This is a genomic window from Paenibacillus konkukensis, assembly GCF_023523925.1.
Classification (GTDB): Bacteria; Bacillota; Bacilli; order Paenibacillales; family NBRC-103111; genus Paenibacillus_S; species Paenibacillus_S doosanensis.
Map to the genome: position 1 here is coordinate 3096399 of NZ_CP027059.1, position 13949 is coordinate 3110347.

Annotated in this window: 8 protein-coding genes; 2 read left to right on the top strand and 6 right to left on the bottom strand. The window is 53.0% G+C overall.

From position 1 onward, the window contains the following. Positions 1–23: 23 nt before the first annotated feature. The 6 genes from SK3146_RS13210 to SK3146_RS13235 all read right to left on the bottom strand — a co-directional run bounded on the left by SK3146_RS13210 (position 24) and on the right by SK3146_RS13235 (position 5754). A complete protein-coding gene (locus SK3146_RS13210; protein WP_249865477.1) occupies positions 24–1682 on the bottom strand; it encodes an extracellular solute-binding protein in 1659 nt (552 codons plus the stop codon). 31 nt (positions 1683–1713) lie between these two features. Beyond that, positions 1714–2610 (bottom strand): carbohydrate ABC transporter permease, encoded by an 897-nt coding sequence (locus tag SK3146_RS13215; protein ID WP_249865478.1) that lies wholly within the window; start codon positions 2608–2610, stop codon positions 1714–1716. Positions 2611–2632: 22 nt separating this feature from the next. Next, positions 2633–3535 carry an ABC transporter permease gene (locus SK3146_RS13220; protein ID WP_249865479.1) on the bottom strand — a complete coding sequence of 301 codons (903 nt, stop codon included), beginning with the start codon at positions 3533–3535 and terminating at the stop codon, positions 2633–2635. Further along, complete coding sequence (locus SK3146_RS13225; protein ID WP_249865480.1) at positions 3535–4827, bottom strand: ABC transporter substrate-binding protein; 1293 nt, start codon at positions 4825–4827, stop codon at positions 3535–3537. Before SK3146_RS13225 ends, SK3146_RS13220 begins: the two co-directional genes overlap by 1 nt. A gap of 31 nt (positions 4828–4858) precedes the next feature. Beyond that, positions 4859–5107 (bottom strand): hypothetical protein, encoded by a 249-nt coding sequence (locus SK3146_RS13230; protein ID WP_249865481.1) that lies wholly within the window; start codon positions 5105–5107, stop codon positions 4859–4861. A gap of 113 nt (positions 5108–5220) precedes the next feature. Next, a complete protein-coding gene (locus SK3146_RS13235; protein ID WP_249865482.1) occupies positions 5221–5754 on the bottom strand; it encodes a hypothetical protein in 534 nt (177 codons plus the stop codon). A 627-nt stretch (positions 5755–6381) separates the two neighbouring features. Between SK3146_RS13235 and SK3146_RS13240 the strand changes: the two genes are divergently transcribed. Next, positions 6382–8859 carry a hypothetical protein gene (locus SK3146_RS13240; RefSeq protein ID WP_249865483.1) on the top strand — a complete coding sequence of 826 codons (2478 nt, stop codon included), beginning with the start codon at positions 6382–6384 and terminating at the stop codon, positions 8857–8859. A gap of 86 nt (positions 8860–8945) precedes the next feature. Next, positions 8946–13880: a pectinesterase family protein gene (locus SK3146_RS13245; RefSeq protein WP_249865484.1), complete on the top strand. Its 4935-nt coding sequence runs from the start codon at positions 8946–8948 to the stop codon at positions 13878–13880. Positions 13881–13949: the final 69 nt, after the last annotated feature.

Genomic DNA, 13949 nt, shown 5'->3' on the forward strand with positions numbered 1-13949 from the left:
TTCATAACACACTCTCCCCAAGCTTACGGATACAAGTCCTCCACCTTCGGAATGCTCTTGCTCCCCTTCTGCCACCAATCCTTCATCCATGCCTCGACTTTACCCCCGCTTGCCAGCTCCCAAGCCTTGCGGGAATCCGCTACCGCCTGATCAACGGTGTAAGAGCTGCCGCTTACGATCGCTTTCTGGAAATTATCATAGATCGCTTTATAGCCGTTAGTTTGATTAATTTGCAGATCGTCGGGCATAATCGGCTGAAGAATGTAAGTCGCCGCCTCCGGCCGTTCTTTGACGACGTACACTTTTTTCGCTTCATCCTGCAAATGCTTATACCATTTGTTGATTTCGAAAGTAGCCATAACCTCCGGGGTCCGAGCTTTCGGCTCTCTGATCACCCCGTAGCATTTCCCATACTCTTTGGATAGCTGGTTCCATTCCAGTACAAACATGGCGCGCATGTCCGACGTATATACGAGCTGCTTGTTGTTTACCACCGAGAAGTCGCTTGGGTCCGGGCAGCCGTCTTCGGCAATCGCATAGTTTTGATTCTCAACGCCGAACCAGAACATGGTTTTGGCTTCCGGAGTCAGCATGAAGTTAATGAACTCCATAACCGCCTTCGGGTTCTTTGCATTTTTATTAATCATGGTAAAATTGCTGAACGGCGGCGAGATTTGAGCCGAGAACGAGCCGAACGTCGTTGTCGGCAGCGGCATAGGCACCAGATCGGCGTCCGGGTTGGCCGCCCTGAATTTCTTCAGCGTATTCTGGTCATAGCCGCTGTAAACGCCAAGCTTGCCGTTAATGAAGTCCTGATCCGCCTTCTGCCCTTTGTCATCCGTCAAGTAATCCTTGCTGACCAGACCGTTGTCGTACAGCTTCTTCTGGAAAGCTACAGCCGCTTGGAGATTGTCCCAGCCGAATTCCAGATTGCCCTGCTGGTCCTTCACCCACGGATGCTTCTCGAACTTATCCAGCCGGTTGCCGAACATCATGTGGACGGCAACCTGACCCCGCTGCGACAAATTCATGCCGAACGTATCGTCTTTCCCGTTGCCGTCCGGATCTTTTTCTTTAAATGCCTTCAGCACGTTGTAAAAGTCGTCGAGGGTCGCCGGCATCGCAAGTCCCAGCTTGCTTAGCCAATCGCGGCGGATCAGCAAATAGTCGAGCGGCTCGACCGGCCGCGGGTTCCCGATCACATACAGCTTGCCGTCCGGGTAGGTGCCCGCCTTGCGCAGCGCCGGGTTGGCATCCAATATTTGTTTGTAATTCGGGGCGTATTGAATGAGATCGTCCAAAGGCATAATCTGCTTGGTGTTGTACAGCTGCGCCTGGTAGGCCGGATCGTACTCCAGGATGAGGTCCGGCGCATCCCCTGCGGCGAACAGCGCATTCAGCTTCTGGGCGTACTCATTGCGCGGAATGGCGACGAATTCGACATCCACCGGAGCGTTCGCTTGAATCCATTTCGTCCAGCGGTTGTTCGTAATCGTTCCCTCTTCGGGCGGCACGTTGCCGCGATCGTAGATCGTCACGCGAATTTTCGGCTTCGCGCCGCTCTCTTCCCCGCCGGACTTGACCTCCTCACCGGCCGCGGCCGGCTGCTTGGCGGAGCAGCCCGCCAGTAGTGTACCTGCCGCCAAAGTAAGCGCTAAGGCGGTCGTTAACTTTGTATGCATGTCATAACCCCTCTGTCTTATATTAGTAAACTCAACCTTTGATCGCGCCGATCATCATACCTTTAACAAAAAATCGCTGCAGAAACGGATAAATCAGCAGCATCGGCAGTAAAAACATAAAGATGCCCGCCGATTTGACGCTTTCCTGGGAAAGCTGATCATATTTCATGCTTTCCTGCTGTGACATGACCTCCCCGGAGGTCATGACATCGGACAGGGAAGACGCATTGCTGATCATTTGCTGAATAAGAACGGTCAAATTATATTTGGTCGTATCGTTAATGAAGATAAGGACGCTGAAATACGAATTCCAGAAATGCACGGCATACAGCAGCGTTAAGGTTGCAAGCATGGGAGCGGACAGCGGCAGCAAAATCCGGACAATGAACGGCAGCTCGCCGCAGCCGTCCATCCGCGCCGCCTCCTCCAGCTCGCCCGGCAAGTTCTCGAAAAAATTTTTCATAATGAGCATATTAAACGGGCTGATCAGTCCCGGCAGCCAAAGCGCCCAATAGCTGTCCACCAGACCTAGCGATTTGACTACAAGATACAACGGGATAATTCCTCCGTTGAACAGCATCGTGAATACAATAACCATCGTAAACAGTTTTCGTCCGCAAAATAACTTTTGCGACAACGGGTATGCCGCCAAAAACGTACAAAGCATACACGAGGTCACCCCGATTGCCGTGATCGCCACGCTGTTCGCCAGCGCTCTTGCCACAGACGAGCCGGAGAACAGCGTCTCATAGGCAATCCATGTCAGATGAACGGGCAGCAAAGACACCTTGCCTGCCATAATCGCATCGGAGGCGCTTAGCGATACCGCCAATACGTGGACAAACGGCAGTATGACGGAGAAGGAAGCCAGCGTCAGCAGCGTATACGTGATGCCGTAAAACCAGGCTTCGTCCTTTGATCGTTTCATTCAATTCCCTCCTGCCAGTTGCCTACCATAAACCTTGGTCGAATTTGCGGGCAATGCGGTTCGCGGATACGACCAGAATAAATCCGACCAGCGATTCAAAAAAACCCATCGCCGCCGTCAGGCCGAATCTGCCGCCCTTCAGACCATTTTTGTAAATGTATGTGCTGATCACCTCGGAAACTTGGGACACGATCGAATTTTGCAGGATGAAAATATGGTCGAAGCCTACCTCCATCACACGTCCCATAGCGAGAATCAGCATCAGCACCGCAATCGACTGCAGTCCGGGAAGCGTAATATGCCGCAGCTGCTTCCATTTCCCGGCGCCGTCGATGCCGGCCGCTTCGTACAGATGGGGATCGATGCCCGCCAGCGCCGCCATATAAATGATGGCTGCAAAGCCGGCCTCTTTCCACACCCCGGAGCCGAGAAAAATCCCGAGCCATGTAACCGGGTCGTACAAGAACGGGTACGGTTCGCCGCTCAGATGCCGGATCATCACGTTGACGATCCCCGTTTCCTGCGAGAATATCTCCAGAATGATCCCGCCGACAATGACCCATGACAGAAAATGAGGCAAAAACAACAGCGTCTGGGACACATTGCGGAACCATTTCAAACGAACCTCGTTCAACATAATCGCCAGCGCGATCGGGAACGGAAACCCGACCGCAATGGACAAAACGCTGATCAGCAGCGTATTGCGGATCGTATTGAACGCGAGAGGGTCCGAGAACAGCAGCTTGAAATTGTTCAATCCCACCCAGGGGCTGCCCCAGATGCCGTCGGAGAAATTATAGTTTTTAAAAGCAATGATCAAGCCGCCCATGGGCAAGTACTTGAACAGGATAAAGTAAATCATGACAGGAATAAACATCAGCAGCCAAGGTCGGTTTTGCTTAAATCGCCGGGACGCCGCGCTCATTATTTTTTCTTCTCGGCTTCCACAGTTTTTACGGCATCCTCTTGGATCGTGGCGAGCACGGTATTCAGATCCGGATTGTTTAGGATAATGTTCTTGGACTGTTTATTGAACGAGCGCTCGACCAGGCTGTCGTACTTCGATTTCGGTGCAGGGGCTGCGTATTTATTGCTGTACAGCGCATTCTTAACGTTTTTATCCTTATACGCCGTTTCCGTGGCAAACAGCTTTTTAATCTCGTCGCTTTTCAGCACCGGTATTCTTCCCGACTTGGCGTAGTAGCTTTGGAAGGCATCCGACGTCAGCGCTTTGATGTATTCCATCGCCTGCTCCTTCTTCTTGCTGTTCGCCGAAATAAACATGAAATTCGGGTATGGCTGGGTTCCTACGCCCGGCAAATCCTTGAAGGTCGGCAGGGAGACGACATCCCAGTTGAGTCCTTCGAAATCCTTGCCGTTCTGCAGGCCGTAATTCATGACATACATGGCCACATTGCGCTGCTTGGAGAAGCCGTCGTTGGCCGGAAGCCCCTTATCGCGCACCACCGTCCGGTAGCCGTCATCCTCCGCCGCCCGCACCACCGTCGTTTGAAGCAGCTGCAGCATTTTCGGATTGCCGAAATTCGGCTGGCCGCTCGCAGAATCCAGCACCGGGAGGGAGTACGAGTTCATTCGCAGCAGATGCGGCGGCGAGATGACCAGCCCCATATACTGCACTCCGTCCTCGCTGCGCGTCAGCTTTTTGCCCAGCTCGATCGCATCGTCCCATGTCATCCCGTCCTTCGGATAAGACACGCCGAACTTGTCGAATAAATCTTTATTGTAATATAACACGAGACCGCCGCTGTTGATGGGCAATCCGTACAAGCCGCCGAACTGCTTGACCGCTTCCAGCATGGAGGGCTCGAAGCGCGAGAGGTCGATGCCGCTTTTTTGGGCGAGTTCCGTAATATCCGTCTGGTAGCCCACATTCAGGATGGAACCGGCCGCATTGCCAATGGACGATTGAAACAGGTCGATCTCCGTCCCGGAAGTGACCATTCCTTCGAGCGTTCCCTTCTCTTCCCCAATGTACTTGATGGTATAATTGGGTAAAATCTTTTTCACTTCATTGCCGATCGACTGATCGAATTCCTCCTGCGTGCCCCCCGCATCATTGTACAGAACCAGCGTGACCGGTTCGGCCGAGTTGCTCTCGGATTGCGCCGCATTTGTTTCCGGTTGAGACGCACCCGGTTGACAAGCTGTAAGTAGGGTGAAGATTAAACCGAGGACTCCCCATTTCCAATGGCTCATATGTTGTTGACCACCTTTCTGAATTCATGCTTCATGTTTGATAACTGCCGGCTATATTAGCGTAATCGCTGCGGTTCATTGCATCCATACACATTTGTTGCACATCCACATGAGGGGTTGCTCCGCTCGTATCAAGCTTTTCATCGGCCCATTGGTCTGATAAACCTGTGTTCATTCCGCCCATAGCCCCTGTAAAATTATCCCCATTGGCAATCCGTCCTTCATTTGCGGGGAAGGTGAACAATAGGCTGGATTTGACGCTTGCGATTGGATAATTCATCGGGAAAAGAATAAAGCCGGGCGGAAATCAGGGAAACTGCCTGATTCCGATCGGCTCATCGGTAAACTTAATTAGGCTCCATACTTAAGTGTGGCGAAAACGCTCTCCCAGCTTCAAATGGCCCCCATAAATCGTATCAAACCTAACAGGGCGAAGCCGAATAGCACCGTGCCGGCGCCAATGCCCGTAATCGCGCTATTCGCCACTCGGAGCTTAGGAGCTATAATTACGGCAACAATCGAGACGGCAATCATAAGCGCTGCCAGAATCCATAAGCTGGGATCATCGAATACGCTCTTCAAGCCAATAAAGTGAATGCCGACGATAAAAGCGATCCAGGGGGAGATATAAGCTTTGCGCTTCGATCTGCTCAGTACAAAGGCTCCGGCCCCGGCCAAAGCAAATTCTGCATAAAACGAGATTAAATAATTCCGGAAGGCGGACGCCTCCGACAAAGCGGATGGCGCTTCCCAGTTCGTCAAGCTTAAATAGACACCCGTTAAGCAGACTGCAAGCGCAATACCGGATGCAATCCCGATATATAACCGCCAGGTTGGCCTGGGGCCTTCTTGCGCCCAGCCGAACCAGACAAAACTAAACATGCCAAATACGGATGCATACATGGCGTAATCCCTAACGTATTCCATTAATTCCCGCCTCCGTTTCATTAGTCAGCCGAGCCGCCTTTCTCAATAGCCGATTTATCCCATCCTCCCTCCATTCTTTACAATAGACGAAACGTCCGGGCAAAGTGTTACGTTAATCTGCCTTTAACGGAACGAGACTGTCGATTATGTCGGCAGCCTCACCCTTGTTGTTCATTACGCTCTTGTTTCTCCGCTTTCAGAATTCCCCCTCATTTTACCGCAAAACATTGTAATATAATTGAAATATTACTTTCATCTTGCTTTAATATAGCTGGGCTATAATAATACATGACCCCCTTTTTAAAATATAAACCTTTGACCCGCGGCCCGTTGCCGACGGGTTTCTTTTTGTATATTTAGGAAGTTTGTAAATATGATCGTTTTCCCCCATGTATTTGAAATCCTCCCCCTATTAGGTAAGAAGCTTTTTGTAATACAGTAAGTTGGGATGTTCCTAGTTTTTATTATTTTTCAAAAAGGAGGAGGGAAATCCCCTGAAAATGTGAAAGCGATTACACTTTTCGTATGCCCTTGCCAAAGGAGGTGCCCGTTTAGAAAGACGATCGATTCATTTCTAGCCGTCATCAAGCGAAAAACATGGTTTATTGAAACCGGAGGTGTATAGATTTGCGATCTATTATTTATCGCCTGCTATGCTTTGCTTTATTGATTCAACCGTTAGCAGCCGGAGGCCTGCTGCTGCCGAATCCGGCTCCTGCCGCCGCAGCCTCCGTGAACGATATCGAGACGATGCTGGAAAAGGATTTTTCCGTTATTGCCGAAGGTACGTCGGGCGCGCAAATGGGGTTTGATTACGGCTCGCTCCCGGCCGGCGCCGAAGGCACTGCCGTTATCGAGACCGAACCAGCCACCGGACAAAGGGCGCTGCACATGTCCGTCAAAGATGCCGGGGAAAATATGTTCCTCATGAGCAAAACCTTTTCAGAGAGCCAAACCGGCACCATTACCGCCGAAATTACGTTTTTGCAGCCCGGCAGCAAAAAACAAGATCAGCTGCTTCAGCTGTACAATTCCGGTATCGGCACCAACAGCAAATATCTTGTCGTAGGCGGCATTGATCCGAATAAAGGGGCCGTCTATTGGACCGATACCGCTCCTGCGGATTTGAAGATTCCTTATCAAATCGATCAATGGCATACGATGAAGATCGAAGTGAACACGGTTAATAAAAGGTTCAGCCTTTGGCTCGACGGCGTTCTGATACGCGCGCGAGAGAAAGCCAATTTGTTTTCCGTACCCGAAGCCCAAGTAGACATATTCAATTTTAAAAAGCTGGTTATCGGAACTCCGAAAGGAGACGGCGATCTGTACGTGAAGAAAATTAAGGTGACCCGTGCGCCTTTTGCCAAACCGGAGACACCGCAAATCGCCTACTGGCTGGAGCGCAATCAATCTATAGCCGTATGGATTTATCCCGACACTGCGGTTACCCGATACGTCTTGAGAATTAAAGCCCGGGAAGAGGATCCGTGGTACATCTCCACTTCTTACACGGGAACACCGCAAACAATCCCTATTCTTGCGTCTCCATCCGCAAACAATGAGTGGGATTACGACTTAAACAAGGCCGTCAAAATTACAAACGGCAAAAAATATTATATCGGCATTACTGCGATTACAAGGGACGAGTTTAACAAAGCAGATATTGAAAGCAAAATGACCGAATTTGAGGCTACGCCTACTGCCGTCACACCGATGGAGACACCGGACACCAATATTATCGGAACGATTCAGGCTTACAACAATTACAACATTAACCGCTGGTCGCTGCAAAGCGGATTGAAGAAGGGCGATGAAGTATTCGCCGACAGAACCTCTCCTCTCAAGATCGATGAGGCGCCTGCCAAGTATCAATCCGTCGACAGAATTAAAATGCACGCGGATACGATGAAGTACAGCGATACCAGCCAAATTGCGACGTTCCCCGTACGCGACAAAGCCAATGTATATGTGGCGATGGATCAAAGGGAGACGCCTCCGGACTGGCTTCAGCCCGAGCAAGGCTGGTCGGATACCGGAGATACGGTGAAGCTTTCGGATACGGCCCTGTCTTATACGTTCAAAATTTACAAGAAAGTGTATGACGCGAACGAAGAGGCCGTCATGGGCTTGAACCGATACGCCGATTATAACAGCGGCAAGAACGCCGGGTACTTCGTCTTCGCCGAACGCATTCCCACCGGGCTAACTATCGATCCGGTAAAGGAGTATACGAATACGGCTCACTATACGATCTCAGGCTCAGTCACCGATAACGTGTACGCAGCCAGCGTCTCCTCTTCGGTTTACCAGAGCGTATACGATGCCCCGGGCAGCGTCACCTTAGCGGTCTATCATAACAAAAGCCTGGTCTATAACAGTCCGCTGTCCGGCAACCGCTATGAGCTGGATCTTACATTGACACCGGGCGAAAATCTGGTCGAAGTCATAGCGTCGCGCAGCCATTCCGCCTTCTCCGATCAAGCGACGGCGCTTATTCATTACGACCGCGACACGCCGGAGCTGCAAATTCCTGCCCCGCCCTCGGTTGTTAGAGAACCCGTCTACAACCTGGAAGGAACCTTAAGCAAAGCCGCTTCCTTGACCGTCAAGCTGAACGGCCGAGTCGTTGCGGACTCCGTCGGGCAGTCCGTTTACGGTCCGTTCGCCTACCCGCTGACCTTGGATGAAGGCAGCAATATCATTGAAGTATCCAGTGTGGATTTGGCAGGCAACGAAGCGTCGGTCAGTTATATGATCCGGTATGAATTTTGGGCCGGGCTGCCGCAGGCGTTCGACTTAAGCGGAGCCCCCGTTTCCGATAATCGCTTCTCCGACCAAATGCTCGCCCGCAAGCAAATCACGAATACGACAGCAACCGTCAAACATGTGACCTTGTGGTTCGTCCTATACGACGACAACCGTACGATGCTGGACTACTCCAGCTTGGAGACGGAGCTTGCGCCGGGCGAGACCAAGTCGCTGCATGCAGGATTCTCGGTTCCCGCTTCCTTCAGCGGCTATGTGAAAGCCTTCGTTTGGGACAGCATGACCGGCATGAAGCCGCTGTCCGATACGCTTAAGCTCAGCGGATCGACGGAGTGACCCCGCAAAGTACCTGAACGGACTTAGGAGCAAGGCCCCGCTTGGGGTTATTTTGGGATTGCATAACTTGAAGGAGGGTTGACCCTATGAAGATTGCCCTGCGGCTAGGGCTTTGCCTAATGATCAGCATGAATCTGACGCCTGCGACTCTCTACGCCGAAGCTGCTTCGGCATCCGCCGCTGCGGCGCAGACGGCGGCGGTAGTGGAGCGCCCCGCCGAGCTGGCGGCCATAGCAGGAAACAACCGCGTTTCCTTATCTTGGAAATCAGTTGTGGGTGCGGATACTTATCAAATTAAACGGAGCACGGTAAACGGAGGACCTTACGCGCTCATCCAAAGCATTCCAAGCTCAACGGAATATACCGATCTGACCGCAGAAAACGGACAGACATACTACTACGTCGTTACAGCAAGCCGCGCCGCTGCGGAAAGTATGATTTCCGATCAAGTCAAAGCGGTGCCTTACGCTCCTCTAGCAGGCGTTCCGGAAGCGCCCCGCGATTTTGCGGCGACGGCGCATTACGGCAGCGTCGATTTGACGTGGACGGCCGTTCCGGGCGCAGCCTCGTACACTGTGAAGAGAGCCGAAGCAAGCGAAGGTCCCTACGTGACAGCTGTTGACGGACTTACGTCCCCTAGCTTCACGGATAACGTAGTGGAAGGAGACTCTTCCTCCATACAAAACGGAAAAACATACTACTATACCGTTGCGGCAGTCAATGAACACGGAGAGAGTCGGCCCGCAGAGGAACTGGCCGTCTCCCCTGCCAAAGTCATTACAGTCGCTCAAGACGGCAGCGGAGATTTTACGAATCTCGCGGATGCGGTTGTCGCCGTCAATGCACAGCAGCAGGACAGCCGAACCGTCTTATATGTAAAGAAAGGAACGTATACCCAAGCCGATTCGGTTCAAATTACGGCGCCTTACGTCAGCCTGGTCGGCGAAGGCTCGGATAATACCAGAATTGTAGGCAACAAGTCCAATGCGGACGCTCCGAATCAAGCGATTCAAAAAGCGACGCTGCTCGTTAGCGGAGATCATTTTACAGCCTCCAACGTGAGTATCGAGAACAACGCCGCGCCGGAAAAAGGACAGGCCGTTGCCTTAGCCGTCCTAGCCGATCAGGCTGTTATGGACAATGTGAAGCTCGTCGGCTATCAGGATACGCTGTATGCGGGCATACGCAGCGAAAGCCCCCGTCTCGGGCGGCAATATTACCGGAACAGCACGATTATGGGGAGAACCGATTTCATCTACGGTCCCTCGAACGCGGCGGTATTCGATCATGTTGACGCCATCAGCATTAACAGCGGCGACAGCGGCGGCGTAATCACCGCCCCGGCGACGAATAATAAGACGGATGCAGGGCTCGTTTTCATAAATTCCCGCCTTTTAAAGAACGGTACAACGCAGGGAAAGCATTATCTCGGCAGGCCGTGGCAGGACAACCCGATCATCCGGTTCATTAACACGTACATGGATGATCATATCGATCCAGCGGGCTGGACAACGATGCAGGTCCCTCCTTATTTGTTTGCCGAATATAACAGCACCGGACCGGGAGCAAGCCCCGGCACGCGCGTCATGGGAACGCAAATGACTGCGGAGGAAGCAAGCGAGCTGACGATTCCGCGGATATTCGACGGCTGGGACCCGACCCGCTCCCTTATCGTTCCGGAGATGTTTCCCGAACTTAGAGCGCAGGTGGCGCCTTCCTTGCCGGACGGATTAAACGGCTCGTATACGAAGCCCGTGATGATCTATTTGGAGCAAAATGAGGAGCTGCCTGAATCGGACCGGGTGCAGTACCGGATTAACGGAGGAGACTGGACCGCGTACGCGGCGGAGTTTGAAGTCGCGGCATCCGGGGCAAATCGGATTGAATTCCGCTACGTCGACAAATCCGGCAATGCAAGCGCCGTCCAGTCGATCGCCGTTACGATCGATCCTTCGGCGGAAGCCCGCGTTCCCGCCTTCCCGGGAGCCGAAGGAGCCGCCATGTACGCCAAGGGCGGCCGCGGCGGCGAGGTCTACGAGGTAACGACGCTGGACGACTACGATACTGCAAGCGGAGAGGCCCCGATTCCCGGTACCTTGCGCGATGCCGTGAGCCGCGGAAACCGCATCGTCGTTTTCCGTACGTCCGGAACGATCCATCTCAAGCGTGAGCTCGACATTACTTCAGGCAATTTGACGATTGCGGGGCAAACCGCTCCCGGAGACGGTATTGCCGTAAGCGGCTATATGGTCAAATTCGGCAATAACGATGTCGGCACCGATCTGATTATCCGGTATATCCGGTTTAGAGACGGCATCAATGTGCTCAGCGACGCCGCGGACATTACCGGCAACAATATTATCGTCGATCATTGCTCCTTCAGCTGGAGCTCGGACGAAACGTTCACCATCAAAAACCGCAAAAACTTCACCGTACAATGGAGCATTATCAGCGACAGCCTCAACCTGTCGATTCACGGCAAAGGAGCGCACGGTTACGGCGGTATTTGGGGCGGCACGAATGCGACCTACCATCATAACCTGCTGGCGAACCATAACAGCCGGAATCCGCGATTCGACCGGCAGACCGATCCGGATAATTATCCTACTACAATCGATTACCGAAACAACGTCGTGTACAACTGGGGAGGCAACTCCGCCTACGGCGGAGAGCAAGCGATCGGCATCAACATGATCAACAACTACTACAAGCCGGGGCCAAGCACGTTCGACGGCGTGAAGAACCGGATTGTCGCTCCTTCCGGGGAAGCCAACAGCGGTTCCTGGTATATCGACGGCAACTATATGGAAGGGGCGCCCGATGTTTCTCAAGATAACTGGGTGACCGGCAGCGACGGGAAGTGGAAGGCGATCAAGCCGGACGGCCCGCTTGTCCGTAAATATAAGCCGTTTCTGATTCCTAACGAAATGGACCCGATTGGCGGTCCCGTTGCTACGGATACCGCGCAGGACGCCTACGCCAAAGTGCTTGAATCCGCGGGAGCATCGCTGCCCAAACGAGATTCGCTGGACGCTAAGGTAATCCAAGATGTGAAGGACGGGACGGGACGAATCATCAATACCATTCAAAGCGACGGCGGATTGCCTGAACTGAATTCGGCTCCCGCTCCTGCGGATAGCGACCACGACGGAATGCCGGATGATTGGGAGCTGCAGCAGGGACTCAATCCGAACGATAGCTCCGACGGCGCGTTGACGGCGAGTAACGGCTATACGAATCTTGAAAATTACATCAATTCGCTGGTTGTGCCCGTCACCCCCAATCCTGAAGTAAAAACGACGGGAATCCAAATGCACCAAGCGTATACCGCCGGACAACCGATTGTCATCCAAGCCGATGCGCGAGCGGAGAGCGGCATTGCCAAGGTCGTATTCTATACCGGCGATCAGGAGATCGGTCAGGACAATACCGCTCCGTACGCTCTGGAATGGAAGGACGCCCCGCTCGGCGAGCATTACATTTATTCCAAAGCGATCGACAACACCGGCCGGATGACGCTATCCTCCGTTACGATCATTTACGTCAACGGAGCAGGCGATATCGCCCCGTGGGCCCAGCAGGATATCGGACAGATCGCCATACCGGGGAGCGCCAGCCTGGAAGAGCCGACCTTCACGGTTAAAGGCTCGGGAGCGATCAGCGGCGGCTCCGATTCGTTCCATTATGTGTACCAGCCGGTGCAGGGAAATTTCGAGATGATGGCCTATGTCAATTTTAATTCGGAAATCGACGATCCGGCCAAAGCCGGGCTGATGGTTCGCGGCAGTTTGGCGCCGAACGCTCCGGGAGCCGCTATCATGCTTACGCCGGACGTCAGCGACCATGCCGAATCGGGGCGGATGGGGCTGTTCATGAGCCGCTCCGCCGAAGGCCAAAGCTACGTCTCCAAGTCGGCCACTTCGAGCATCCTGAAGGCTCCGTTCTGGCTTAAGCTTACGCGAACCGACAATACGATCGCCGGTTATGTTTCGACCGATCAGATCAACTGGGGCTTGGTTGACTCCAGCACGCTGACCTTCCCGGACACCGTCTATGTCGGCATGGCGGTCGACGCTCCCAAGGCGACGAGCAATTCCAACTATTTGACCTCGGCCACGTTCACCGGGGTTCAATTGAACCGATCGGCGCAGTTTACTTTGCAGAACCCGGCGGAGGAAACGGCCGACATTCCCGAATACACCGTCACGGGCACGGTAATTGACAGCGCAAGCGTCAGTATTGCTCGAAACGGAGAAACTGTCGTCAGCTCCGATCATTATGACGCTGGGGCGCAATTCTCTTACGACCTTGCCTTGAAAGAAGGAGTTAACACCATTACCGTATCGGTCCTGGGAGACGAGCCCGGCAGCGTCGTCTCCGCCAAAACGATTCAGGTCACTTACAACAAGTCGGCCGTCGTATTTAAGCCGGAAACGGAACTGCCCGGACAAGTGTCCAATCAGGAACTCACTTTCACCGTGAACGTGAATAGAGATGCGACGGCCTCCGTCCGGCTGAACGGCAGCGTGATTATGCAGAATGTCGCCGCGCATGCCGGAACCCCGCTGCTGATTTCCCTGATGCTCCAGGAAGGAATCAACGAGATCGTCCTATCGGGAACGGATGAATACGGCAACTCCGGCTCGAATACGTTCCGCGTGAAATACAACAAAGATTGGGGAGCGGGCAAGTTTACGATTCAAAGGCTGACGTTAACCGATCTTAACGGCAATCTGACGTACAGCTTGAGCGGGTTGCGCGATATCGTCGCAGAAGTGCAAATATCCAGCAACTCCGAGGTTGAACAAGGCGGTACGATAGTCATAGCTGTCCTGGATTCGCAAAATCGTATGGTGCGTTACGCCTTATTGCAGCAAACCGTGCCGGCAGGGGCAAGCGTTCAAGCCAAAGCCGTAGTAAGCCTGCCTGAAAAGACGGATACCGGATATAACCTGCAGGCCTTTGTATGGGACGATCCCGCAGCGCGGCAGATCGTGTCCAATGTCATTACCGTGCCTTAACCCGGGCTGCCATTCGTGCTCCAATCGATACTTTCACCGATATTGAAATAGAAAGCTCCCCCATCCGGT